This is a genomic window from Myxococcus sp. RHSTA-1-4 (assembly GCF_020037125.1).
Taxonomy (GTDB): Bacteria; Myxococcota; Myxococcia; order Myxococcales; family Myxococcaceae; genus Myxococcus.
In genome coordinates this window covers 484,682-509,400 of sequence record NZ_JAIQDG010000002.1, presented here as the reverse complement: position 1 = coordinate 509,400, position 24,719 = coordinate 484,682, and the positions used below count along the sequence as shown (strand labels likewise).

The 24,719-nt window shown below is 71.1% G+C and carries 16 protein-coding genes; 4 read left to right on the top strand and 12 right to left on the bottom strand.

What is annotated here, in order from left to right; all coding sequences use genetic code 11:
- Nucleotides 1-152: 152 nt before the first annotated feature.
- Nucleotides 153-539, top strand: coding sequence for a TraR/DksA family transcriptional regulator (locus tag K8638_RS05525; protein WP_223753341.1), 387 nt, complete (start codon nt 153-155; stop codon nt 537-539).
- A 43-nt stretch (nt 540-582) separates the two neighbouring features.
- On the opposite strand, the gene K8638_RS05520 is transcribed toward K8638_RS05525, so the two are convergent.
- The 8 genes from K8638_RS05520 to pgeF all read right to left on the bottom strand — a co-directional run bounded on the left by K8638_RS05520 (nt 583) and on the right by pgeF (nt 9,352).
- Nucleotides 583-1,164 (bottom strand): biopolymer transporter ExbD, encoded by a 582-nt coding sequence (locus K8638_RS05520; RefSeq protein ID WP_223753340.1) that lies wholly within the window; start codon nt 1,162-1,164, stop codon nt 583-585.
- Between the two features lie 3 nt (nt 1,165-1,167).
- Entirely contained in the window at nt 1,168-1,698 is a 531-nt protein-coding gene (locus K8638_RS05515) for a biopolymer transporter ExbD (protein WP_223753339.1), read from the bottom strand.
- 16 nt (nt 1,699-1,714) lie between these two features.
- Nucleotides 1,715-2,452, bottom strand: a complete 738-nt coding sequence (locus K8638_RS05510; RefSeq protein ID WP_223753338.1) for a MotA/TolQ/ExbB proton channel family protein — start codon at nt 2,450-2,452, stop codon at nt 1,715-1,717.
- 162 nt (nt 2,453-2,614) lie between these two features.
- Entirely contained in the window at nt 2,615-5,164 is a 2,550-nt protein-coding gene (gene topA, locus K8638_RS05505; RefSeq protein WP_223753337.1) for a type I DNA topoisomerase, read from the bottom strand.
- 11 nt (nt 5,165-5,175) lie between these two features.
- Entirely contained in the window at nt 5,176-6,297 is a 1,122-nt protein-coding gene (locus K8638_RS05500) for a DNA-processing protein DprA (protein WP_223753336.1), read from the bottom strand.
- Between the two features lie 136 nt (nt 6,298-6,433).
- Nucleotides 6,434-7,645 (bottom strand): LysM peptidoglycan-binding domain-containing protein, encoded by a 1,212-nt coding sequence (locus K8638_RS05495; protein WP_223753335.1) that lies wholly within the window; start codon nt 7,643-7,645, stop codon nt 6,434-6,436.
- A 26-nt stretch (nt 7,646-7,671) separates the two neighbouring features.
- Nucleotides 7,672-8,505 (bottom strand): tetratricopeptide repeat protein, encoded by an 834-nt coding sequence (locus K8638_RS05490; RefSeq protein WP_223753334.1) that lies wholly within the window; start codon nt 8,503-8,505, stop codon nt 7,672-7,674.
- Between the two features lie 85 nt (nt 8,506-8,590).
- On the bottom strand, nt 8,591-9,352 hold the full coding sequence (gene pgeF / locus K8638_RS05485) for a peptidoglycan editing factor PgeF (RefSeq protein WP_223753333.1): 762 nt from the start codon (nt 9,350-9,352) through the stop codon (nt 8,591-8,593).
- A 137-nt stretch (nt 9,353-9,489) separates the two neighbouring features.
- Between pgeF and K8638_RS05480 the strand changes: the two genes are divergently transcribed.
- On the top strand, nt 9,490-11,424 hold the full coding sequence (locus K8638_RS05480) for a diguanylate cyclase (protein WP_223753332.1): 1,935 nt from the start codon (nt 9,490-9,492) through the stop codon (nt 11,422-11,424).
- A gap of 16 nt (nt 11,425-11,440) precedes the next feature.
- Here K8638_RS05480 and K8638_RS05475 read toward each other — a convergent pair whose 3' ends face one another.
- The 3 genes from K8638_RS05475 to K8638_RS05465 all read right to left on the bottom strand — a co-directional run bounded on the left by K8638_RS05475 (nt 11,441) and on the right by K8638_RS05465 (nt 16,548).
- Nucleotides 11,441-12,937 (bottom strand): trypsin-like peptidase domain-containing protein, encoded by a 1,497-nt coding sequence (locus tag K8638_RS05475; protein WP_223753331.1) that lies wholly within the window; start codon nt 12,935-12,937, stop codon nt 11,441-11,443.
- A 100-nt stretch (nt 12,938-13,037) separates the two neighbouring features.
- A complete protein-coding gene (locus K8638_RS05470; RefSeq protein WP_223753330.1) occupies nt 13,038-14,630 on the bottom strand; it encodes a glycoside hydrolase family 57 protein in 1,593 nt (530 codons plus the stop codon).
- 25 nt (nt 14,631-14,655) lie between these two features.
- Nucleotides 14,656-16,548 carry a DUF4912 domain-containing protein gene (locus tag K8638_RS05465; RefSeq protein ID WP_223753329.1) on the bottom strand — a complete coding sequence of 631 codons (1,893 nt, stop codon included), beginning with the start codon at nt 16,546-16,548 and terminating at the stop codon, nt 14,656-14,658.
- 225 nt (nt 16,549-16,773) lie between these two features.
- Here K8638_RS05465 and K8638_RS05460 point away from each other — a divergent pair, with 225 nt between their 5' ends.
- Entirely contained in the window at nt 16,774-19,932 is a 3,159-nt protein-coding gene (locus K8638_RS05460; RefSeq protein WP_370643922.1) for a glycosyltransferase, read from the top strand.
- Between the two features lie 99 nt (nt 19,933-20,031).
- Nucleotides 20,032-24,216, top strand: a complete 4,185-nt coding sequence (locus tag K8638_RS05455; RefSeq protein WP_223753327.1) for a response regulator — start codon at nt 20,032-20,034, stop codon at nt 24,214-24,216.
- Between the two features lie 228 nt (nt 24,217-24,444).
- Here K8638_RS05455 and K8638_RS05450 read toward each other — a convergent pair whose 3' ends face one another.
- Entirely contained in the window at nt 24,445-24,666 is a 222-nt protein-coding gene (locus K8638_RS05450) for a hypothetical protein (RefSeq protein ID WP_223753326.1), read from the bottom strand.
- Between the last annotated feature and the right edge of the window lie 53 nt (nt 24,667-24,719).

Here is a 24,719-nt window from a genome sequence, read left to right as displayed (position 1 = left end):
TGCCCCCCGGGCCGCCGTCGCGCATCGTCGGAAGGCGCGGTTTCCCTACCTGGGTTGAACCCCTACGTTTTTCGCGTTCGACGCTCGGGGGCGGCCTGCATCCGGGCGAGCGGAAGTGAACCCAGAGGACCGGAGCACCGGAGACCAAGGCCATGAGCCGAGCCAATGACCTGAACAGGATTCGTGAGATCCTCCAGCGCCGCCGCCGGGAGATTCTCGCGGCGAACGCGGGCGCGCACCGAGAGCTGACGGCCCTCAAGGACCAGGAGCGGGACCCCGAGTACGAGGAGAATGCCCAGTCGGAGCTGGCGGACTACACCCTGTCCAGCCTGATGGAGTCGCAGCGCCGCGAAATCATGCTCATCGACGCCGCCCTGCGTCGCATGGACATGGGCGTCTTCGGAGACTGCGTGGACTGCGGCTTCGAAATCCCCATTGAGCGGCTGGAGGCGCTGCCCTTCGCCATCCGCTGCGAGGAGGACGCCACACTCCACGAGCTGGAGACGCGCGGCGGGCCCATGGCCACGCCCTCGCTCTAGCCCACGGCGAAACAGGCGCTCCCACCGCCGCCCGGGGAGCGCCCTACTCGCCATCCTTCTGGAGCACGACGAACCGGTAGTTCTCCAGCTCGTTCTGCCCCGCCGTGTAGAGCACGGTGAGGAGCATGTCGTAGGGAACCTTCCGGTCCGCGATGACGGACAGCTCCCTGCTGAACGGCGCCGAGGGGTTGCGCTCGGCGATGTACTTCAGCTTCTCCACTTCCTTCTTCAGCGCCGCGTCCAGCGGCAGCACCAGCCGGCCCTGGAGCTTGTCGGCCGGGAGCTGGCCGTTCTGCAGGCGCAGCACCTCGCGCTCACCCACCAGGATGTTCTTGGGGGTGATGGTGACGGCCACGGTGTCCTTCGGGGTGGCGCGCGTGGTGGACACGGGCGGCCGCACGTCCTCGGACGCCGTGATTGCCGCGGAGGACGACGCGAAGGACTTGAGCAGGAACACCAGGAGGATGGTCATCATGTCCATCATCGCGGTGATGTTCAGCTCCTTGATTTCCCCCGCCGCCTCGCGCTCCTTGCGCTTCTTGCGCGCCAGCGCCTTGCGGTAGCGCATGCGGGCCAGCGTCTCTTCGTCGGCCTCGGTCAGCACGGGTGTCGTCGGCTCGGCCATGGCTCAGGTCCCCGCCAGCGTGACGTCCGGGAACAGCAGCCGGCGCTCTTTGCCCTGCGTCTCGCGGATGGCGTCCAGCGTCTGGGTGAGGCTCTCGTAGGGGATGTCCGGATCCGCGCCCACGATGACCTTCGTCTCCTTGGGGAACGCCGCCTTGATTTCCACCATCTTCGCGTTGAGCGCCGCGAAGTCGTAGCTGCCGTCCGCGCGCACCGGCACGGTGGGAGCGTCCGCCGCGGCGCCCTCCGCCCCGAGGATGGCATTCTCACTGCTGACGAAGTGCCCCTTCTTGGAGATGAGCACGGACAGCGTCAGCTTCTGCTCGTCCGAGCCCTCCTGCGTCACGCCCGCGGACGGAGCGCCATAGGCGGGCGCGTTCACGTTCAGGATGCCGAACGTGGCCAGGCCCGTGATCGACAGCAGCATGAAGATGATGAGGTTCATGAGGATGTCGAGGTACGGGACGATGTTCAGCTCGCCCGTCTCCTCCTCCTCACGGACCTTCAGCTTGCGCCGGGAGTAGTGGAACGCCATGGACGCACCGCCCGCCTTACGACGCGCGGGACTCCAGCTCCGTGGTGCCCGGATCCGTCCCGCCGCGGCGGGACAGGAGGTTCTCCAGCTTCAGCGCGTTGAGCTCGATGGACTCCACCAGCCCCTTCGCGTGGGACGTGAGGAACAGGTGGAAGATGATGCAGAGCACCGCGATGGAGAGCGCGAAGGCGGTGTTGTTCATCGCCTTGGAGATACCGTCCGACAGCAGCACCTGCTTCTGCTCCGCCGGCACGTTGCCCAGCGCCTGGAAGGTGCCGATGAGGCCGAAGATGGTGCCGACGAGCCCCACCAGCGTGGCGATGTTCGCCAGGGACCACAGCCAGGGGATGCGCTTCGTCACGTGCGGGCTCTGCTCGACGATGGCCTCTTCCACCGCCTTGGCCACTTCAATCTCGCCGCGGTTGGCGTTCACCAGGCCCGCGCGGATGACCTTCGCCAGCGGCGCGTTGGGCGCCATGCCGCACACCTTGACCGCCCGGTCCAGGTTGCCGCTGCGCACCAGCTTGGCGATCTGCTCCATGAACGGCGGCGCCGGCAGGTTGTAGCGGAACACCACGGTGACGATGCGCTCCAGCGCCACCGCCAGCGAGCACGCCAGCCAGAACAGGTTCACGAACATGAACGGACCGCCATCCTTGAAGAACTTGATGACGGAGTCCGCGACGCCCATCTTGCCGCCTTCCGCGGCCGCAAGGGTCACGTCCAGCAGCAGCTCGCTCACCGAGAGAATCATCGCGCCTGGTGTCCTTTCGACGCCCGTCCCCCCAGGCGGGCCCGTCCGGACACGGGCACCCATGAGTCACTCCCCGAGGAGGGGGCAACCCGGACTTCTAGGGCGGGCCCGCCGAGGCTGTCAAGCCAAGGGACGGGCCAGCCCTTCGGAACTACTGGGCTTTCAAGCAGCCGAGGAGGCTTCCGGAGTACCGGGTACGCCCCCCTGCTCCACCACCTCCCGCCGGTACCCGCACTCCTTGTTCGGGCAGGCGATGTAGGCGCCGTCCCGCTTGGAGAATTTCTGGAGGAGGTACGGGGACTGGCACTGCGGGCACTGCTCGGCCAGGGGCCTGTCCCACGCGGCGAACTTGCAGTCCGGGTAGCGGTTGCAGCCGAAGAAGATCTTCCCGCGGCCGCTGCGGCGCTCCGTCAGGTAGCCCTGCTTGCACTCCGGGCATCCCACACCGATGGAGATGGGCTTGGACGTCTTGCAGTCCGGGTAGCCGGAGCAGGCCATGAAGCGGCCGAAGCGGCCGCGCTTGATGACCATGGGCTTGCCGCACTTCTCGCACTTCTCGTCCGTGGTCTCCTCCTCCACGATGACGATCTTCCCCTCGGCGTCCCGCTTGAAGTCCTTGGTGTTCTTGCAGTCGGGGTAGTTCGAGCAGGCGAGGAAGTGCCCCATCTTCCCGAACTTGATGACGAAGGGGTTGCCGCACTTCTCGCAGGCGATGTCGGTCTTGATCTCCTCGCGCTTGACGTCGCGCATCTCCGCCTTCGCCTTCTCGAGCGTCTCCTTGAAGGGCCCGTAGAAGTCGTGCAGCACGGCCTTCCAGCTCGCGCCGCCCTCGGAGATCTGGTCCAGCTTCTCCTCCATGGTGGCGGTGAAGGTGACGTCCAGCTCGTGGGGGAAGTGCTTGACCAGCATCTCGTTGGTCATCTGCCCCAGGTCGGTGGGCCGGAAGCGGCCTTCAATCTTCTCCACGTACTTCTTGTCCTGGATGGTGGAGAGAATGGCGGCGTAGGTGGACGGGCGGCCGATGCCGCGCTCCTCCAGCTCCTTCACCAGCGTGGCCTCGCTGAAGCGCGGGGGCGGCTGGGTGAAGTGCTGCTCGTGCAGCAGCTTCTGGAGGGCCAGCGTGTCGCCCTCGTTGATGACGGGCAGCTCGCCCACGGCGTCCGCGCCGTCCGCGCTGTCGTCACCGGCGGCCTTCGCCTTCTCCTTCTCCGCCTCCTCCTCCGGGGTGAGGCCGGCGCCGTACACCGCGAGGTAGCCGGCGAACTTCAGCGTGCTGCCGGACGCGCGGAAGGTGGCGCGGCCCGCGGAGATGTCCGCGCTCGTCTGGTCATAGACGGCCGGCTTCATCTGGCACGCCACGAAGCGGTTCCAGATGAGCTCGTACAGGCGGAACATGTCCAGCTCGTCCATGGCCTCGAAGAAGGGCCGCACCCGCTCCGGCGGGTACTCCAGGGACGTGGGACGGATGGCCTCGTGCGCGTCCTGCGCGCTCTTGCGGGTGCGGTACACCACCGGCTCGTCCGGCAGGAAGTCCCTGCCGTACCTGCCGTCGATGAACTCGCGCACCTGCTTCACCGCGTCGTCGGACAGACGGGTGGAGTCCGTACGCATATAGGTAATCAGCGCTGTCTGGCCCTCCTCGCCGAGGGGGACGCCCTCGTAGAGCTTCTGGGCCAGCGTCATCGTCTTCTTGGCGGTGAAGGACAGCCGGTTGGCGGCCTCCTGCTGCAGCTTGGAGGTGATGAAGGGCGCGGGCGCGTTGCGGCGGCGCTCGCGGCGGTCCACCTTGGCCACCACGAAGTCGGCCGTCTGCAGCTCGGAGACGAGCCCCTCGGTGGTGGCGCGGTCCTTCAGCTCCACCTTCTTGCCGTCCACCTTGGACAGCTTGGCCTTGAAGGGCGGCGGGCCGGACGGGCCCTCCAGCAGCGCGTCCAGCGTCCAGTACTCCTCGGGGACGAAGGCCTTGATGGCCTCCTCGCGCTCCACGACGAGCCGCACCGCCACGGACTGCACCCGGCCGGCGGACAGGCCCCGGCGGATCTTCTGCCAGAGCAGCGGGGAGATTTGATACCCCACCAGCCGGTCGAGGATGCGGCGCGTCTGCTGCGAGTCGTAGTTGTCCTGGTTCAGCTCGCGCGGCTGGGAGATGGCCTCCTGGACCGCCTTCTTGGTGATTTCGTTGAAGGTCACCCGCATGGCGTCCGGGTGCGCGAGCTCCTCCTTGATGTGCCAGGCGATGGCCTCGCCCTCGCGGTCGGGGTCCGTCGCGAGGAAGACCTTGTCGGCGGACTTCGCCATCTTCTTCAGCTCGTTGAGCACCTTCTCCTTGCCCTTGATGACCTCGTACTCGGGCTGGAAGTCGTGCTCCACGTCGACGCCCATCTTGCTCTTGGGCAGGTCCTTCACGTGCCCCACGGAGGCCTTCACCGTGTAGCCGGAGCCCAGGTACTTCTTGATGGTCTTCGCCTTGGCGGGTGACTCCACCACCACGAGGTAGTGGGGGCCCTTGCCGCGAGGCGTGGCCTCGTCGTCCGCGTCCGCCTCCACGGTGGGCAGCGTGTCGTCGTCGCCCTTCTTGGTGCGGCGGCGGGCCGCCGTCTTCTTCGCCTTGGCCGCCGTCTTCTTCTTGGCGGCCGGGCGGGTCGCCTTGCGGGGGGCCTTCTCCTCGGCCGCCTCAGTCTCTTCCACCTTCTTCTTCGTCCGCGTGGCCATGACTCTCCTACCTAGACCTTTTCGTACAACCGTCCCGGGTGCTGGATGATCAGCCCCGTCAACTCCAGCTCCACCAGCGCGCCGGTGAGCGCCGCGGGGGAGAGGGTGCTGTCGGCCAGCACCTCGTCGAATGTCCGGGGAACCCGGTCCAACACCTCATAAGCGCCCTTCGCTTCCGCGGAGAGCGAGTCCCATGCCTCGGGAGGCTCCGGGGGAAGCGTCAGTCCCGGCTGAACGCCCACCGCCCTCCAGAGTTCTTCCGGGCCCGTGCACGCCCTGGCATGCCCGTCCCGGAGCAGCGCATTGCAGCCAGCGGCCGCCCGCTGCGTGACATCTCCGGGCAGCGCGAAGACCGGCCGCCCCTGCACCCGCCCCGCCTCCGCCGTATACAGCGCACCCGAGCCCACCCCTGCCCTCAACACCAGGACCACGTCGGATGCGCCGGAGATGAGCCGGTTGCGGCGCGGGAAGGTGGTGACGCTCGCCCGGACGCCAGGAGGCAGCTCGCTGAAGAACACGCCGCCTCCCTCCAGGAAGTGGGGGAGCAGGCGGGCCTGCGCCGCGTCCAGCGCATCCAGGGCCGACCCGAGGAACGCCCACGTCTCCCCCGCCACGTCCAGGGCGCCCCAGTGGCACGCCTGGTCCACCCCGATGGCCGCGCCCGACACCACCCCCACCCCGCCCTCCGCCACCTTCCGCGCGAAGCCGCGCGCATAGGGCAGGAAGCCGTGGTCCGGATGGCGGCTGCCCACCATGGCCACCCGGCGCCGGGGCAGCCCCGGGCGGCCCCGGTAGAAGAGCAGCGGCGGCGCATCCAGCACCTCCTTCAACCGCTCTGGATAGGCGCGCTCCCCGGCGAATGCCACCCTCATGCCGCCCCTGTGGCAGGCGTCCAGCACCCGCGAGGCCAGCGCCGGGAGCGCGTCCACCTGGGCCAGCCGGCGGCGCACCTGTGGGGAGACCGGCGCGTCGGACACCCAGTCCCGTACAGGGACGGAGGCCAGCGGTGCGAGACCTCCATCCGCGAACGCGCGCAGGGAGGCCAGTGTCCTCGGCCCCAGGCCGGGAACCGCCCAGAGCGCCAGGCACGCCTGCTGCTCCGCCGTGAGGCTGTCGGTCTCAGCGTCCGCCATTCCTGTCCCCTGCCCGTTTCCCACCTATATAGAAGATGGGTCCCCAGGAGGGGCGCGACACATAGACACCCGACCGCCACCGGTCAAGCTCTCAACCCCTCCAGTGGCCGGGGGAATGCATATTTCCTGCCGCCGCTCAGCGGCTGGCGGTGGGCTGGGAGACGCGCATGACGGCGCGGTCGCCGGGGACCAGCTCCTCCAGGGAGCGCAGCATGAGGCAGTTGGAGGTGCGCTCCTTCACCTCGGTCACCATGCAGGTGCCGATGTCCTCCCAGGGGAGGCGCTTCTCCTTGTCGCTGAGCACCACGCGGCCCTGGCCGAGCACATGGAGCGCCGGGTCCCACCGGCGGAGGATGGTGAAGGTGTTGCCGAGCTGGACGCCGTCCGCGCTGCCCCGGTCCATCACCACCGTGTGGTGCTCACCCAGCTGCGTGAGGTACGGCACCAGGGCGGTGATGACGGTGGCCTGCACCTCCTTGGTGTTGGGCCGCGGGGCGATGCGCTCGGTGAGGCGCTCGCCGACGGGGCCCACCAGGTCGCCGCGCTCCATGCCGTCCCAGGTGTCCACCACCTGCGCGGTGACGACGTTCTCATTGATGCGCACCACGCGCAGGGTGCCGAGGAAGTCGGTGAGGAAGCCCAGCTTCTTCCCCGTCACCGGGTGGTTGATTTCCTGGGTGGTGTGGAAGACGACGTACCGGTCGCCCACCTTGGCGCTGCCCTTCTTCTTGAAGCGCACGTAGGCGTGGTCCGGGAAGGACAGCATCAGCGCGCCGGAGGACGAGCCCTCGATGCGGCCGGCCTCGTCCAGCTCGCGCTGGGTGACGAAGCCCTGGGTCGTCACGGGGCGCGACGTGGACACGTCGTAGCCAATCTTCCCGGTCACCGTCACCGCCGCGCCGGGCATCTCCACGGGGGCCGTCACGTCGCCCTCGTCCACCACCATCTCCGTGCCGGGCTCCACGCGGGCGGGCACCTCCTCGCCGCCGGCGAAGAAGCGCACCTGGTTGCCCGGGTAGATCCAGTGCGGGTTGGCGATCTCCGGGTTGTAGGACCAGACCTTCGGCCAGTACCAGGGGCTGCCCAGGTAGCGCTGGGACAAATCCCACAGCGTGTCGCCCTCCTGCACCGAGTGGACCTGGCCCGGGGCGCTGTCACGGCCCCGGGGGGCGCCCGGCGGCACCGTCACGGCACCGGGGGCGGGCTCCGGCGCCTCGTCCACCACCTCGGCGCCCTCCATCTCGCTTCCGGCTTCGGTGTCCTGGTCCTCGGCATCCTGGGCGCGCGCGCTCCAGGCCGGCGCGACGGCGAGGCTCAGCATCAGCGAGGTGAGGATCCTGGAGCGCATCGGACGACGTCCTTTCGAAAGAGGCATCACTGCGGGAGCGCGGCGAGCCGCTGCTCCGCCTGCGTGGCGGCGGCCGTCCCCGGAAACTGGGTGACGACGCGGGTGTAGAGCGCCCGGGCATCCGCGGCCTGATTGAGCCGCACCCGACACTCGGCGAGCCGGAGCATGCTGTCCAGCATGGCATCCCCGGCGGGATAGGTCTTGATGAGCCGCTCGAACGTCTTCGCGGCTTCCTTGTACTCGTTGAGGCCCACCTGCCCGAGCCCGCTGAAGTACAGCGCGTTGTCCGCGCGCGGGTGGCGGGGGTTGTCCTCGGCGAAGCGGCGCAGGCGCTCCACGCCGCCCTCGACGTTGCCGGTGCGCAGGAGCGACACGGCCTTCTCGTACTCCGCCTCCAGCACGTCCGGGTCCTGCTGCTCGGCCTCCTCTTCGCGCGTGGCCACCACGGTGGCCGCGCCGGAGGACGGGGCACCGTCCGGCACGTTGCTGATGAACATCTCCATCTGGTCCGAGTCCGGCTCCACCACGGGCACCTGCGTGGGCAGCCTCGGCGCGGGCTCGGAGCGGGGCTTGAGCTTCACCACCGCCAGCTCCGGGGTGGCGCCCAGCGCATCGCCGGCGTCGCCGGGCTCCGGGGCAGGCGCCTTCGAGCCCCCTCCGGTGGCCGCGCGCGCCACCGCGTCGTGCGCCTCCAGCCGCTCCAGCCGCTCCATCATCCGGGACTGCGACTCGCGCAGCGCGCGCAGCTCCGCCCTCAGCGCCGTCACGTCCGCCTGGGTGGGGGCGGTGGTGGCGCAGGCGCTCAGCACGCACAGCGGCGCGGCGGCGAGCAGGCGGAAGATGACGGAGCGCGCGGGCACGGGCCTCTTCGGACGGGAGTCTTCCCGAGGATAGGAAGGCCCGTCGGAGAGCGTCAAGAAAACGGCCGGGACGCGCCCCGTGGGGCTAGAACCGGTGTACCACGTAGTTGAGGTGCCGTCCGGTGCGCCCCGCGTCGCGGCGGTGGGAGAAGAAGCGGACAGGCTCGCAGGCGGTACAGGCCGGTAGCACGTCCACGTGCGCCGGCTTCAGCCCCGCGCGCAGCAGCGTCATCCGCACCGCCCGTGTCAGGTCCAGCCGCACGCTCGCGCCCACGGACTCCACCACCTCCGCCCCGAAGCGCCCGCTGAAGCGTTGTGCCAGCTCGTCGGACACCTCGTAGCAGCAGCGCTGGATGGAGGGCCCCACCGCCGCCAGCAGCCGCTCCGGCCGGGCCCCCTTCGCCACCAGGGCCTCCACCGCCCGCGCGCTGATGTCCGCGTCCGTCCCCCGCCACCCCGAGTGCACCGCCGCCACGCGCCGGCCGTCCGGGTCCACCAGCAGCACCGGCACGCAGTCCGCCGTGCCCACCGCCACCCACGTCCCCGGCGCCTCCGTCCACAGCGCGTCCGCCTCGCCCTCCACGGGCCTCAGCCCGTCCGTGCCCTCCCCTCCCCTCGCCTCCAGCACCCGGTCCCCATGCACCTGGGACACCCGGCACAGCGCGCCCAGCGACGCGCCCGCGGCGGCGGCCAGCCGGCGGTGGTTCTCCAGCACCCGCTCCCGCGCGTCCCCCACCGAAAAGCCCAGGTTGAGCGAAGCATAAGGCCCGTCCGAGACGCCCCCCGCACGGGTGGCGAAGCCATGGGGGACGGGAAGCAGAGGGGAAGACAGGAACTCAGTGGCCATGTGTCTCGGGAAACCCCGCTGAAACGGGAATATTCTCGTACAAGTACGTTTGACAGTCCGCGTCAGCCAATTGACAATTCCGTATGAAGTTCGTGAAACAAGTTTAAGCCACCGCTGCGGAGAGCCGCGACAAGCGCATGCCCCTGGGTCCGGACACTGTTGGCAGGAAGCTCCTGTGGAGCATCGCCCTGCCGGGGCTGGTGGTGGCGTTGCTGGGCGTGGGCCACTTCTGGCGTGACGCGCGGGTGGCCGTCCAGGACGCCACGCAGGTGGAGTCGCTGGCGCTGGCGGAGTTCGTGGCCTCCACGTTCGCGCTGCCGTCGGCGCCGGGGGCGAGGGCCCACGAGGCGGTGGCGGAGGTGCTCCGCTCGGACACGCGGCTGTTCCGCTCGGTGGAGGACGTGCGGGTGCTGACGCCGGACGGGCGCATCCGCTGGTCGCGCCAGCCGGACGAGGTGGGCACGGTGCACGCGGAGGCGAAGCGGCTGACGGCGCCCGGGCCGGAGACGGCGCGCTCCACGGCCGGGGTGACGGAGGTGGTGCGGCCGCTGGGCGGCCCCGAGTGCGGCAGCTGCCACACCGAGGGGGAGGTGCCGGGCGCCAGCGTCCTGCAGATGCGGATGACGGAGCCGGCGCTGCACCAGCAGCTCACGGAGATGTTCCGCGGCGCGCTGGGCGCCATGGTGTTGTTCATCGCCCTGCTGGCGGTGCTCACCGCGCTGGGGCTGCACTTCAACCTCACCCGCCCGCTGCGCAAGCTGAGCGCGGCCATGCGGCGCGCCGAGGCCGGCGACTTCCTGGTGCGCGCGGACTCGCGGGGCACGGACGAGCTGGCGCGGCTGGGCGCGGCCTTCAACCAGATGCTGGCGCGGCTCACCGCGATGAAGGCGGAGGAAATCGACACCCACCGCGACCTGGAGGTGGTGAAGGAGAAGCTGGCGCTCAAGGACGAGCTGGAGGAGCGCCTGCGGGAGCTGTCGCTGCTGTTCGACGTGGCGCGCTCGGTCAACGCCACGCTGGAGCTGGACGAGCTGCTGGAGGCCGTCACCCGGATGGTGGTGGAGCGGCTCCAGATTCCGGACTTCTCCATCATGGTCCTCAACGTGGAGGGCCTGCTGGAGGTGAGGCACGCGTGGCCGGAGGGGCGCGGCACGGAGGGGCTCACCTTCTCCGTGGGCGAGGGCGCGTGCGGGCGCGCGGCGGAGACGCTCAAGGCGGTGTACCTGCCGGACCTGGAGGACCGCACCAGCGTCTTCGCGCGGCGGGGCCTGGTGGAGGGGGCCATGGACCGGGGCGCGCTGCTGGCGGTGCCCATGGTGCACATGGGCACGCTGCTGGGGGTGATGAACTGCCAGCGCCCGGAGGTGGCCAGCTTCTCCGCGGGGGAAATCGAGCTGCTGACGGCGGTGGCGGACCTGGCGGCCACGGCGGTGAAGAACGCGCGGCTGCACGCGGAGACGGTGAAGCTCACCATGACGGACCCGCTGACCGGCGTGCCCAACCGGCGCCACCTCTTCCAGCGCATGGAGCTGGAGGTGGCGCGGGCGCACCGCTTCGGCACGCCGCTGGCGCTCCTCATGATTGACGTGGACCACTTCAAGCGCCTCAACGACGTGGCGGGCCACCGCGTGGGCGACGAGACGCTGCGCCGCGTGTGCGACGTGCTCCGCGTGCGCGTGCGCAAGGTGGACACGCTGGCGCGCTACGGCGGCGAGGAGTTCGTCCTGCTGCTGCCCCAGGCCAGCAAGGCGGACGCGGTGGAAGTGGCGGAGAAGCTGCGCCGCGCGGTGGCGGAGACCCTGATGCTGAGCCAGCCCGGCCTGCCCGGCAACCACGTCACGGTGTCCATCGGCGTGGCCCACTACCCCACCGACGCCTCCACCCAGGAGGGCCTGGTGGACTGCGCGGACGCGGCGCTCTATTGCAGCAAGCGCACCGGCCGCAACCGGACCACGCCCTACGAGCCCGGCATGGAGATGCACCCCGGCCGCGAGCGCGGCCCGCACACTCCCGCGACGGAAGCCCCCGCCGTGGCCACCACCTCGGCCCCGGGCGGCGTGGCCAAGGCGTAGGCACGCACGCTCCGCCTCACGGCACCCGGAGGGCGCGCAGGTTGCGGTTGCCCCCCGGCCCCGCCACGCGCAGGAGCAGCGTGGTACCCGACTTCGCGGACCGGATGACGCGCGCCAGTTCGTCCGCGCTGTTCACGGGCTTGCGGTTGGCCTCCACCACCAGCATGCCGGGCTCGAGCTGTGCGCGGTCCGCCGGAGAGCCGGGCACCACGTCGGTGATGAGCGCGCCCTGGCGCTCGGTGAAGCCCGCCTGCTGCGCGGTGCGCGCGTCCAGGTTCTGGAGGCTGACGCCCACGCGGCGCGAGCTCTCCTGCTCGTCGGTGGCGCTCGGCCGCTTGGAGGCCACGCCCTCCAGGTCCGGCCGCGTGCCCAGCGTCACCTTCACGTCCTGCTTCTTGCCCTCGCGGAAGACGGTCAGCGTGGAGGTGCTGCCCGGACGCTTGAGCGCCACGGTGCGGGTCAGCTCGCTGCTGGAGGTCACCGGCCGGCCGTCGATGGCGGTGACGACGTCGTCCGCCTTCAGCCCCCCCTTGGCCGCGGGCGAGCCCGGGTTGACCTGGGTGATGATGGCGCCCTCCGTCACCGGCAACTTGAGCGCGCCGGCCAGGTCCCTCGTCAGGTCCTGGATGCCCACGCCCAGCCACGCGCGGGTGACGGCGCCTTCCTTCTCGAGCTGTGGCAGCAGCGCCTTCACCAGGTTGCTGGGCACCGCGAAGCCGATGCCCGTGCCCCCACCGACGATGGCGGTGTTGATGCCCACCACCTCGCCCTTCATGTTGAAGAGCGGGCCGCCGGAGTTGCCGGGGTTGATGGCGGCGTCCGTCTGGAGGAACTCGTCATACGCGCTGGCGCCAATCTCGCGGGCGCGCGCGGAGACGATGCCCAGGCTCACGCTGGAGGCGAGGCCGAACGGGTTGCCGATGGCCACCACCCAGTCGCCCACGCGCAGCGCGTCCGAGTCTCCCAGCTTCACCGTGGGCAGGTTCTCGACCTTCTCCTTCACCTTCACCAGCGCCACGTCGGTGAGCGGATCTCGCCCCACCACGTCGCCCGCGAAGGTGCGCCCGTCATCCAGGCGGATGGTGATGGAGACCGCGTCCTCCACCACGTGGTTGTTGGTGAGGATGATGCCCTTGGGGTCGATGATGAAGCCGGAGCCCGCGCCCTGACGGATGGGCTCGCGCGGCCCGCCACGGCCACCGCCGAAGAAGCGGTCGAAGAACGGGTTCCCCTCCATGCCCTCCATGCCGCCCCCACCCCGGGCCTGCACGTCCACGTTGACCACCGCGGTCTTCACGGACTCCACCAGCGGCGCCAGCGACGGAAGCGCCTGGGCCTCGCGCGTGGCGGGCTGGAGGACGTTGCCATCCGGAGCCGGAGCCGGCTGCGCCCCCTGCGAAGCGGGCTGGGCCGGCTTCGGGGCGGCCGGGGCCTGGGCGAAGGAGGCGCCTGGCAGTGCCAGCAGGAGCGCCGCGACCAGGGCCCTCCGGGGAGCGACGGGAGAACGGTTCATATGCATTCCTAGCTAAGGCGGAAATGACGTCCCGCAAGCGAAACCCACCCCCTGGCGACGGAAGGGAAACAGTCCGCCCACCCGACTGTTCCCTGGGGGCTCAGCCGGGCCGGTACACGCGGTAGTCCAGCTCGGGGAAGAGGTTGTCACGGCCCTCGACGTGGGCCAGCCAGCCCTCGTCGATGGTGCCGGCGCGCAACTCGTCGTGCAGCCGCTGGAAGCGCAGGACGTGCTCGCGGGTGCGGCGCCGCGCGTACTCCACCATGGTGCCCGTCTTCATGATGAAGGCCCAGTCGGAGGACTGGGCGAGCAGCAGCTCGCGCGCGGCCTGGTTGAGCGCCCGGCGATGCAGGGGACTGGCGGAGTCTGGGAAGTCCCGGGCCAGTTCCACCATCTGCTTCGCGCAGTGGTGCAGGTGGCGGTAGATCCAGTCGTTGGAGCTGTCCAGCCACATGTTGGCGTAGCCGCCCGCGCCCCACGAGGACAGCGGCGGCGTGGCCACCTGGTTCTCCGGATTCTCCCGCAGGTCGTCCGAGGGCGTCACCAGCGTGAAGGTCTTCTGGTCATACGCGGCCTTGCGGATGAGGAAGTCGAGGAACATGGGCCCCTCGAACCACCAGTGGCCGAACAGCTCCGCGTCGTAGGGGGCGACCACCACCGGCTTGCGGCCTCCCAGGCGAGAGGCGAGGTGCTCGATCTGCCGCTCGCGGTTGAACAGGAAGTTGCCGGCGTGGACCGCGGCGCGCTCACGGGCGGCGTCCGGGTCATAGGGCTGCTTGTCGTTCGTCTTGCCGGTGATGCGGAAGTACTTGAAGCCGGTGTTCTTCCGGTCGCCGGTGGGCTGGATGTACGGGCGGACGTAGTCCAGGTCCAGGTCCCAGCCGATGTCCCGATAGAACTCGCGGTAGGCCGGGTCGCCGGGGTAGCCGAACTCGGTGCTCCAGACCTGCTGGCTGCTCTCCGGGTCTCTCGCGTAGGCGGCCACGCCCACCTCGGTGAAGATGGGGGCGTAGGGGCCGTGGAGCGGACGGGGCGTGGCGTCCGTGAGGCCGTGGGTGTCCACGAAGAAGTAGCGGATGCGCTCGGCGGCGAGCAGCCGCTCCAGCCCGGGGTAGTAGCCACACTCGGCCAGCCAGATGCCGGCCGGGTCCCTGCCGAAGTTCTGGCGGTAGTGGTTGGCGGCCACCGTCACCTGCGCGCGCACGGCCTCCGGCACCTGCTGCATGAGCGGCAGGAAGCCGTGCGTGGCGTTGCAGGTGAGGATGTCCAGGTGCCCCGCGTCCTGGAGGCGGCGGAAGGCGGGCACCAGGTCGCGCCGGTAGCGCTCGTGGAAGGCCCGGCGCAGGGACTCGAAGTGGTCGCGGTGGAAGCGGGCCAGCCGCCCGAACGTCGGGTCGTTCCGGGTGCGGTGGACCTCGCGGTCGCCCAGCTCGCAGAGGGAGTCCAGCCGCCGCGCGTAGCGCGTCATCAACAACTCGTCCCGCAGCATCGAGACGAGCGTGGGAGACAGCGTCATCGACACCCGGAACGGGACCTCGTCCTCCGCCAGCTTGTCGAAGACGAGCAGCAGCGGAATGTACGTCTCGGAGATGGCCTCGTAGAGCCAATCCTCCTCGAGGAAGTTCTCGTGCTCGGGGTGGCGGACGAATGGAAGGTGCGCGTGGAGGACCAGCGCGAGAGAGCCCAGGCTCATAAGCGTTCGAGATGTCCGTGCGGGTTCACGAGTGGCCTCCGCCCGAAGGCGGCTTCCGGGGGAGCGGCTCCTCCGAGGAGCCCTGGGGACGCGACGCGGAGTCCGAAGCACCCGGCGCACGCCCTGGCGAGGCCCCGTAGCGCAGGTCCGACGCGCCGCCGGGAGCCCGCCCGATGTCCAGGTACTGGTACGGCGCCGACGCCCTACCCGGCCACGCCTCCTGGTAGCGCATGTCCGAGGCCCCCGGAGCCCGGCCCGGGGATTCCAGGTAGCGCAGGTCCGACGCACCGGGCGCGCGGCCCACGTCGAGGTACGGACGCTCCCGCGGCGCCTCCAGGTAGCGCTGCTCCGAGGCCCCCGGCGCGCGCTCCGTGGACTCCAGGTAGCGCATGTCCGAGGCCCCCGGCGCACGCTCCCGCGACTCCACGTACCGCTGGTCCGACGCTCCCGCCGGGCGCGGCACGGCTTCCATATGGGAAGCGGCCGGCGCTCCCGGCCCCGGCCCGCTCCGCTCGCGACGGGACTCGGGGATGTCCTGCGCGCCCGCGCTGCCCGGCAGGCTCACGCGGCGCCAGGTGATGTACTCGCGCTCCTCGGCCTCCGGAGCGTTTGCGCGCACCGGCGGCACCCTCTCCGGCAGGAACTGCGGCTCGGGCGCGCGCGGCGTGGGGACGCGGAGGAAGCGCACCGTATGGTCCGTGGACGTACCGATGGGCGGAAGCGCCACCCGGTTGCTGGATTGACCGATACGGCGAGAGCGGCCATCCCGTCCGACGAAGTGCACCTCCACCCGGTAGGGCCGGCCCGGCTGCAGGCCGTGGATGTAGAAGCCGTGCATCTCGAGCATGCAGTCCTGCTCGCGCGCCAGCTTCTCCCCGTCGAACACCCGCAGCACGGCGCGCGGTGACTCCAGGCCCCGCATCGCCCGGCTCTTCGCGGCGGAACTGAAGTCCCACGAGACGAACAGCGTGTGCGGATCCTTCGGCAGCAGCAGCGCGCCGTCGTCCTGGTACCCGGCCGGAAGCTCTCCCAGTCCCTCGTCGTACTCCGCGAGGTGATTCGAGGAGGGCGGCCGCTGCGACTCCCCCACCATGTGATGGCGGCGCGCCTCGTCCTCCCCCGCGACTCGCGCCACGAAGAAGCCCTCCACCAGCGGCTCCGCGGCGTGCTGTTCGACTGGCGGAGCGGCCGGTGCTTCCGGAGCCGGCGTCGAAGCGAACGCATCCGCCACTCCCGTGATGGCGCCCGCCGTCGGCTCGGGAACGGGCGTGTTGGAAGCCGCCGGCTCCCTGGACGCACGGGCCTTGGGAAGGAACGTCACCACCTGGGCAGGGCGAGCAGGCGGGGTGGCGCCCGGCTTCTCCGATGCCCGCTTGGCCGCCACCCGCTTGGGCGCGGACACCCGCCCCTCGCCGAGCTGCTCGACGGGCTTCGCCTTCGCGGTGGTGTCTCGGGGCGGTCGCGGCTCCGGAGCCGCCTTCACCTTGGGAGCCGCCTTCACCGTGGAAGCCGTCCTGGGCTCCAGGGCCTCCTTCACCTTCGCCGCCACCTTCTGCCGGACCTCCTTCACCTTGGAAGCCGGCTTCGACGCGGCGGCCCGGCCGCCAGACGACTTCTCCTTTGCAGCGGCGGTGGACTTCTTCGCGGCCGCGCTCCTGGGACGCTCCGTCCTGGCGGCCCGGGCCGGCTCCGCTTCCGTGGCCGTAGCGGCCTTCTTCGCCGGGGCGGCCCTCTTCGCGGTGGAACTTTTCCGCGTCACGGTGATGCCTGCCAGCCTGGCGAGCTTCGCCAGGGCGGGGACATACGCGGCGAGCGCGGCGATCAATTCCTCCTTCTTCATCTTGCTGTAACCGCCCCCCAGGTGCTTCTGGGCCAGCTCGCGCAGGTGGCTGACGGTCACGCTCTTGAGGTCGTCCATAGGCAAGGCCGCCTTTAGGTCGCTGGCAGTGGAGGGTCAACGTGCCAGCATTTCATGTGTTCTTCGCCCGACCCCCCCTCCCCCTGCATCGCCCGATGACACCCAGGATGCGGCCCGGTATCCTGCCCATGCTTGAGCGACCTGCCCAGACTGCTCCTGTGCAGTTTCGACGTCATCCCCGGCCCATCGGGCTCGTCGCGTCGTGTCACGGAGTACCTCAAGGCGCTGCCGGACCGCTTCTCCGTGGTGGTGCTATCGGCGAAGACGCCTGACCACTCCCACATCGAGAAGTACCAGGGAGCCCGCCTGCTACGGGTGCCGGTAGGCTCGGGGGACCTGGCGTCCCGCATCCAGGCCTTCGAGCGCGCCGTGCGCCGCCAGCTGGAGAGCGAGGAGTACGCGCTCGCCCACTTCACCGACCCCTTCGGCGGCTACGCCCTGTGCGAGATGAAGGCGGACTACGGCTACCGCCTCATCTATGAGGCGCAGACCTTCCCGTCGCAGGAGCTGCGCTACACGCACCCGCAGACGGAGGGGGACCGCCGCTTCCTGTCGAAGGTCCGCAGGCAGGAGCTGTTCTGCCTGATGAACGCGGACCTCATCATCACCGGCTCGCGGACCACGCGAGCCCATATCCAGTCGCTCGGAGCGAGCGAGGAGCTCATCCACGTGCTCCGCGCGCCCGTGGACCTCCAGCCGTATGCCCCGGACGTGCTGGGCATCCCGGACGGCCAGCCGCTGCGGCTGATGTACCTGGGCAGCCAGGTGGGATGGCAGGGCCTGCCCACGCTGCTGCGGGCCATGGCGCTGGCGGTCCGGCAGGCGGACGTGCGCCTCACGCTGGTGGGCGCACGGCACGCGGACTGGCAGCCGCACCTGGATGACCTGGTGAAGGAGCTGGGGCTTCAGGAGCGGGTGGAGTTCCAGCCGCCCGTCGCCCACGACGACCTGGCCAAGGTGCTCGCGCTGGCGGATGTGGGCGTGCTGCCGATGGACGACGTGGAGCGCAACCGGCAGCAAGGGGGCCCCCTCGCGAAGGTGTCCGAGTACTTCGCCGCCGGCCGGCCCGTCATCGCGGCGGACCTGCCCGTCACGCGCGAGCTGATTCCCCCGGGGACGGCCCTCTTCTTCCCGCCGGGAGACACGCAGGCCCTGGCCCAGCACATCGTCGAGCTGGCGCGCGACGTCCCCCGCCGGGTGGAGCTGGGGCGCAAGGCGCGCGCGCACGCGGAGGAGGTGCTCGACGCGGGGCTCATCCGCGGGAAGCTCCTGGACCTCTATGACTCGCTGCTGGACAAGCGCTCGGTGCCGGTGGCGCCTCGCGGCGAGGATGACCTTCCCTCCCCCACCACGGTGACGGGCACGCCCACCAACCGGCTGGCGGCCCTGCTGCCGCCGGAAGGCACTCCGGTGACCCGGAAGCCCGAGCCCCCTGGTACCCGGGCCTCGGCCCCGCCCGCCAGCAACGAGCCCTCGCGCGAGGAGCTGCCGCTGGTGATGGGCCAGGTGCTGGACGAGGGAGTCGATACGCGCCTCGTCAAGACGGAGCTGGAGGAGCAGCCCTCCGGGCCTCCCGTGGTGATGGGCCTGCCCCTGCGCGAGAGCGCGCCGTCGCCGTCCACCGTCGAGGTGAGCGAGTCCCTGTCTTCGATGATGGGGGAGACGGCATCGCCCACCTCGGGGCGGGCGGACACGGGAGCCGGTGAGCCGCCGTCTCTCGCGGAGGAACCGCCCACGCCCGCCATCCGGAGCTCCGGCACTTCGGGTGATGAGGAGCCTCCGGCCCCCACGCCGGTCGTCCGTGCCCCCGCCGCCCCCGAGGAGCCTCCGGCGCCGACGCCGGTCGTCCGCGCGCCGGCCTCCATCGACTCCGAGGAGCCTCCGGCCCCCACGCCCGTGGTCCGCGCCCCGGCGCCTCCGGACTCCGAGGAGCCTCCGGCGCCGACGCCCATCACTCGCGCGCCCGGCCCGTATCCCCGAGAGGAGGCCCCCTTCGCCGCGTTCGGGGCGCGCGCGCCGCTCGGCGCGACTCGCGAGGAGCCACCGGCGCCCGCCGTCCGGGGTTCGACTCGCGAGGAGGCTCCAACGCCCGTGGCGTTCCGCGCGACCGTTGTTGCGACTCGCGAGGACGCTCCGGCTTCCACGGGCCGCTCGGCTGTCACGCCGTACCGCGATGATGAGCCTCCGGCCCCCACGCCCATCGTCAAGGTGCCCGAGGCGCTGCTCATGCGGGAGGAGTCGCTCACGCAGTCCTCCACCAGCCGCGCGTCCTCGCCTTCGCGCACCTCCATCCCCGCACTCAGCAGTCGCAGCACCTCGGCCCGGGTGGAGACGCCCTCGAGGCGCATCGCCCCCCTGGCCACCCCGTCCCGTGGGACCTCGGCCATCGAGCCGGAGCGCCCGCGCGCCTCCAGCCAGGAGCCGGCCCCCCTTCCGCCCATCCGTGGCGGGGCGGCCTCCTCCGAGCCGGCGCTTCCCCCGGCAATCCGCGGTGGCGCATCCGCCTCCGAACCCGAGCGCTCTCGCTCCTCCACTCAGGAGACGGCGCTCCCTCCTGTCATCCGCGGCGGCCCTCCCTCTCAGGAGACGGTCATCCCCCCGGTGCTCCGCGCCGCCGGGCCCACCTCCGACATGGAGCGCCCACGAACGCCCACCCAGGAGACGGTGCTCCCGCCGGTGATTCGCGGCGGGGCCTCCGCCTCCGAGCCGGAGCGCCCGCCCCCGGTGCTCCGCCCCAGCGCCGCGTCCACGGACGGGGAGAAGCTCCCGCAGATTCGCGGAGGCCTCGTCACCTCCGAGCTGGAGCGCCCGCCCGCGCTGCCGCCCCGCGCGGCCGCGCCGCCTCCCGTTCCCCGCCAGCGCCCGCCGCAGCTCACGCCGACGGAGCCGCCCCGCCTCACGCCCGTCTCTCGCCCGGTCGTCCCACCCTCCCTGAAGGCCTCCGTCCCCGCGGCGGCCGGCACGGAGGACGAGCCCGAGGAAATTTCCGAGGACGAGGCACAGCCCATCGACGATGGCACCGATGGCACTGCGACTCCCGCGCACTCGCGCCCACGTCTGGACGAGCCGGACGAGATCAGCAGCGACGAGGTGGAGGACGCCGAGGTCTCCGCCACTGGCGCCGCTCGCCTGCTCGATGAAGCAGAGCTGCACGAGGTGGAATCCGAGCAGGCCCCCGTGGACGAGGGCCCCGCGCCCGAGCCCGTGCCCTCGTCACTGAATCCCTGGTTCGCCCAGCTCGCCCACGGCTACTGTCCACCCGACGGCATCCGTTTCGACAGGCCTACGCCCCCCACGACCTTCCCCGGTCGGGACGAGGACACCCAACCCTCCCGCCAGCCTCCGACGCGTGCACCAGGCGTCGTTCGCGGCAAGAGCTCGTGAAGCAGCCAACCGAGCACCACCCATAAACTTTCCAAGCGTTACACGCGCCCGATAGGATGCTGCGGTTTTCACAGCACTTTTTCCGGGTCAAAGGGCTTCATGGAGCGTCGGGTCCTCATCGTCGAAAGCCAGAATGAATTCGCCCTCAGCATGGCCACCGTGCTCAAGAGCGCGGGGTACCAAACGGCCATGGCGGCGACGGCGTCAGACGCACAGCGCGAGCTGGAGAAGCGTCGGCCGGATCTGGTCGTCCTGCGCGCCGAGCTGCCGGATCAATCCGGCTTCGTTCTCTGCGGTCAGATCAAGAAGGGCAAGTGGGGACAGAATCTCAAGGTCCTCCTGCTCTCCTCCGACACCGGGGTGGACGGCCTGGCGCAGCACCGCCAGACGCCGGGCGCCGCGGACGGCTACCTCGTCATCCCCTTCGAAATGGGCGAGCTCGCGTCCATGAGCCACGGCATCGTCCCGCCGGGCACCGACGAGTCGGACGCGTCCCTGGACGCGGCGCTCGCCGGCAACACGCCCCGCGAGGCGCCGCCGCCCATGCCGCCCCCCATCCGCACCAGCGCCGGCGGCCCTCCCAAGCTGCCCAAGCGCGAGCGCCGCAGCGCGATGACGGACGAGGACCGCGCCTTCCTCGACCGCGCCTTCCAGTCCATCGCGGACCGCAAGGCGGAGCTGCTCGCCGAGTCCCGCCAGCTCAAGCGCCCGCCTCCGCGCCGCGAGCTGATGGGCACCCCCGAGGGCAAGATTCAAATCCTCCGCGACGAGCTGAAGACGCGCGAGGCCCAGCTCGCCCGCATCTCCGAAATCTGGGGCGTGCGCGAGCGCGAGCTCCTGTCCGGCGAGGACCGGCTCCACGAGAAGGACGTGGAGCTGCAAGGGCTCAAGATGCAGGTGGACGACCTGCTCCGCCGCTTCAACGAGGCCCAGCAGGCCATGCTCCAGAAGGAGCGCGAGCACGGCGCCGCCGTGGACGACCTGCTCCTCCAGAAGTTCTCCGCGGAGAAGGACCTCATCGAGGTCGTCGCCTCCAAGGAGAAGGACATCAACGTCCTTCGCAAGGAGGTCCACAACCGCGAGGACGAGCTGGCGCGCCGCGCCTCGGAGCTGGAGAACCTCCGCGGCGAGTACGACAAGCTGGAGAAGCACCTCGGCGTCGTCACGCTGGAGTTCGAGGTCAAGGAGCAGAAGCTCCAGGACGCGCTGCGCGCCCACGAGGCGGAGATCGCCCGGCTGGGCAAGCGCGGTGACGACTTCGAGGCGGAGCTGGCCCGCACCGTCAGCGAGCGCGACCAGCGCTACGCCGAGCTGGGCGGAGAGATTCAGGCCCTCCAGGACCGGCTCCAGGAGACGGAGCAGGAGCGCGACTCCACCGTGCGCGCCCTGGAGGCCCGCTCCACCAAGGCCGAGGAGCACGGCGCCCAGGCGGACGCGGAAATCGTCCGGCTGAACGCCGAGAAGGACGCCCTGGAGGCCCGCCTCTCGCAGCAGGTGGCGGACCTGGAGTCGGACCTCGCGCGCACCACCAGCGAGCGCGACCAGCTCCGGCTGGACAAGGACGCCCAGGAGACCGAGCTCACCCAGCGCGTCGAGGACCGCGACGCGAAGATTGGCGCCCTGGAGCGCGAGCTGTCGGAGACCATCGCCCGCAGCGAGCAGAGCGAGGCGGAGCTCAACGCCAACATCCAGCAGCACCTGGAGCGCATCGGCGAGCTGGAGGGCGAAGTCGAGGCCGTCAAGACGCACCTGGCGGACCGCGAGGCCGAGCTCACCGCCGAGCTGCAGGCCCTGGGCGAGGCCAAGGACGCGCTGGAGGCGGACCTCTCCCGGCAGCTCGAGGAGCTGCGCTCCGCCAAGGCCGAGCTGGAGGCGGACCTCACCGGCCAGATCCAGGCGCTCACCCAGCAGCTCGAGGAGTCGCAGCGCACGGGCGAGCAGCTCCAGGCGCGCGTGGCCGCGCTGGAGGAGACCGTCGCCCAGCGCGAGGCCACCATCGAGGCCCTGCAAGGCGACGTGGCGGCGCGCGACGAGCGCATCGCCGAGCTGAGCGGCAACCTCGAGGCCACCAGCCAGACACTGGCGCAGACGCAGGACACCCTGGCCCAGACCGAGCAGACGCTCGCGGACACCCAGGGCACCCTCGCCCGCACCGAGCAGACGCTCTCCGAGACGCGCGGCGAGCTGGAGGCCACCAGCCAGACGCTGACGGACACGCAGGCCCGCCTCTCCCAGACGGAGGAGGCGCTGGCCGACACCCGTGGCGAGCTGGAGGCCACCAGCCAGACGCTGGCGCAGACGCAGGACACGCTGGCCCGCACGGAAGCGGCGCTGGCGGACACGCAGTCCCGGCTGTCCCAGACGGAAGGCACGCTGGCGGAGACGCGCGGCGAGCTGGAGGCCACCAGCCAGACGCTGACGCAGACGCAGGCCGCGCTGGAGGAGACGCGCGAGCAGCTGGGCAGCACCACCGCCCAGCGCGACGCGCTCCAGGCCGAGCTGGGGGAGACGCGCGACGCGCTCCAGGACACGAACAACGCCCTGGCCCGCACCACGCACGAGCGCGACCAGCGCACGGCGGAGCTGCAGGCCCTGGGCGCGGCGAAGGACGCGCTGGAGCAGGACCTCACCGGCCAGATTGGCCAGCTGCGCGGCGACCTGTCCGAGACGCTGGGCAACTACGAGGCCGAGCGGGCCGCGCACGAGAAGCTGGCCGCCGAGACGAGCGCGCAGATTGAAGCGCTCACCGGCGAGCGCGACGGGCTGCGCGCCGAGCTGGAGGCCACCACCCAGACGCTGGAGCAGACGCAGGCGCAGCTCGCCGCCACGCGCGACACGCTGGGCCGCGAGCAGCAGGCCCACATCGCCACGAAGCAGGCGGCGGCCAACACCCAGGCCTCGCTGGAGGCGCAGCTCGACGAGGCGCGCAACCAGGGCGAGGAGCTGGGCGAGCAGCTCACCCTCACCAAGCACGAGCTGGGCACCCGCGTCGCCGAGGTGACGCAGCTGACCGCCCAGCTCGCGCAGGTGGAGAACGCGCGGGCGAGCCTCGAGGAGCGGCTGCACACGCTCACCGAGGAGTCGCAGCGCCGCGAGGAGCTCCTCCAGAACGACCTGGCCGGCAAGGGCAAGGAGCTGTCGGACACGCTCCGCAAGCTCACGCAGGTGACGCAGGAGAAGATGCGTCAGGCCGAGGTGCTCAACCGCGAGGTGGCCACCCGCACCGAGCAGCTCAAGGCGATGGAGGCGAAGCTCCAGCAGCAGGCCACCGACGCCAGGCGCCAGGCGGACGCGCTGGGCCAGCAGATGGCCGGCCTCAACAACCAGCTCGAGCTGGGCAAGAAGGCGCTCGCCGACCGCGAGGAGCAGCTCCGCGCCGCCGGGGCCGCGCAGCAGAAGCTCACCGCCGAGCGCAACGAGCTGGCCGGCCACCTCCAGCAGAGCGAGGCGAAGCTCCAGCAGCAGGCACAGCAGGCGGCGCACGAGCGCGCCGAGGCGAAGCGCGCGGCGGACGAGCTGGCCGCGAAGCTGGCCAAGGCCGAGCAGCGCGTCGCCCAGCTCACCCAGGAGGCCCAGGCTCGCGCCGCCGACGCGGAGGCGAAGGCCAAGGACTTCCAGACGCAGCTCAACACCCGGGCGAAGAAGATCCAGGACCTGGAGCTGGCGCTGGAGAGCGCCCAGGGCGCCAAGGGCCGCGTGGAGAAGGAGCTGAACGCCAAGGTGGCCGCCGCCGAGGCCAGGGCCAACGAGGCCGCCGCCCGGCTCGCCACCGCGCAGAAGGAGCGCAAGGACCTGGAGGCGCGGCAGCTCAAGGAGCTGGAGGACCTGGCCACGAAGCAGAAGGCGGAGCTCGAGCGCCGCGAGGCCATCAAGGCGCAGGAGGTGGCGCGCCTGCAGCAGTCCGTGCAGGAGAAGAGCAAGGCGCTCAAGGTCGCCGAGCTGGAGCTGGCCCGCTTCAAGAGCAAGCCCGGCGCGGCCGCCGCGCCGGCCGCCGCGAAGGCCGCCCCCGCGAAGGCCGCCCCCGCCGAGGACGAGGACCTCTCCCTGAGGACCCAGGTCAACCAGGTCATCCCGCCCGCGCAGGCGGCCGCCCCGGCCAAGGCCGCTCCCAAGGCCGCGGCAAAGCCGGCCCCGGCGAAGAAGGCCGCGCCTCCCCCGCCCGCGCCCACCGCCTTCGGCGAGGAGTCCGAGCCCACCGACCGCACCGTCATGGTGCAGATCCCCACCGAGGTCGCGAAGGAAGACGCCGACTGGCTGTCGATGGTGGACGAGCTGGACAAGTAGCCCCCGGGGGCACCGGGGCCTCCCGGTGCCTTCCCGGCCGCCGGGAAGCCGGCACCCCGCCGGAGGACCGGCACCCGGCCCCTGAAACGGCTTCACCCCGGAGCCCCTCCCCTGCGTGGGGGAGCGGTCCGGGGTGGCGGCTCAGCTCGGAGGGGCTGCGTCGAGGCTTCGGATTCCCGGGGCCGGACGGCCCCACCCTGACATCCGTGTCCTACCCGGGCACGTGCATCAGAGGGCGGCGCGGGCCTCCCGGACCAGTTCCTTGAGTTGAAGCGTGGCGACGACGTCACGCAGCGACGCCTCGCGGCCGTTGCTGTGGGCCTCGAGCCGGGCGTTGTGCCAGCGAGAGCGGAGCGTCCGCACGGCGATGTAGACCAGCAGGAGCGGGAAGCCCCCCGGCATCAGAATCACCGCCACCGCCATCACCATCCTCAACCACGCCCACACCATGACCGCTGACCTCGCTGCTTCGGGAATTGCGGCGGAGAGATGCACGACGTGTG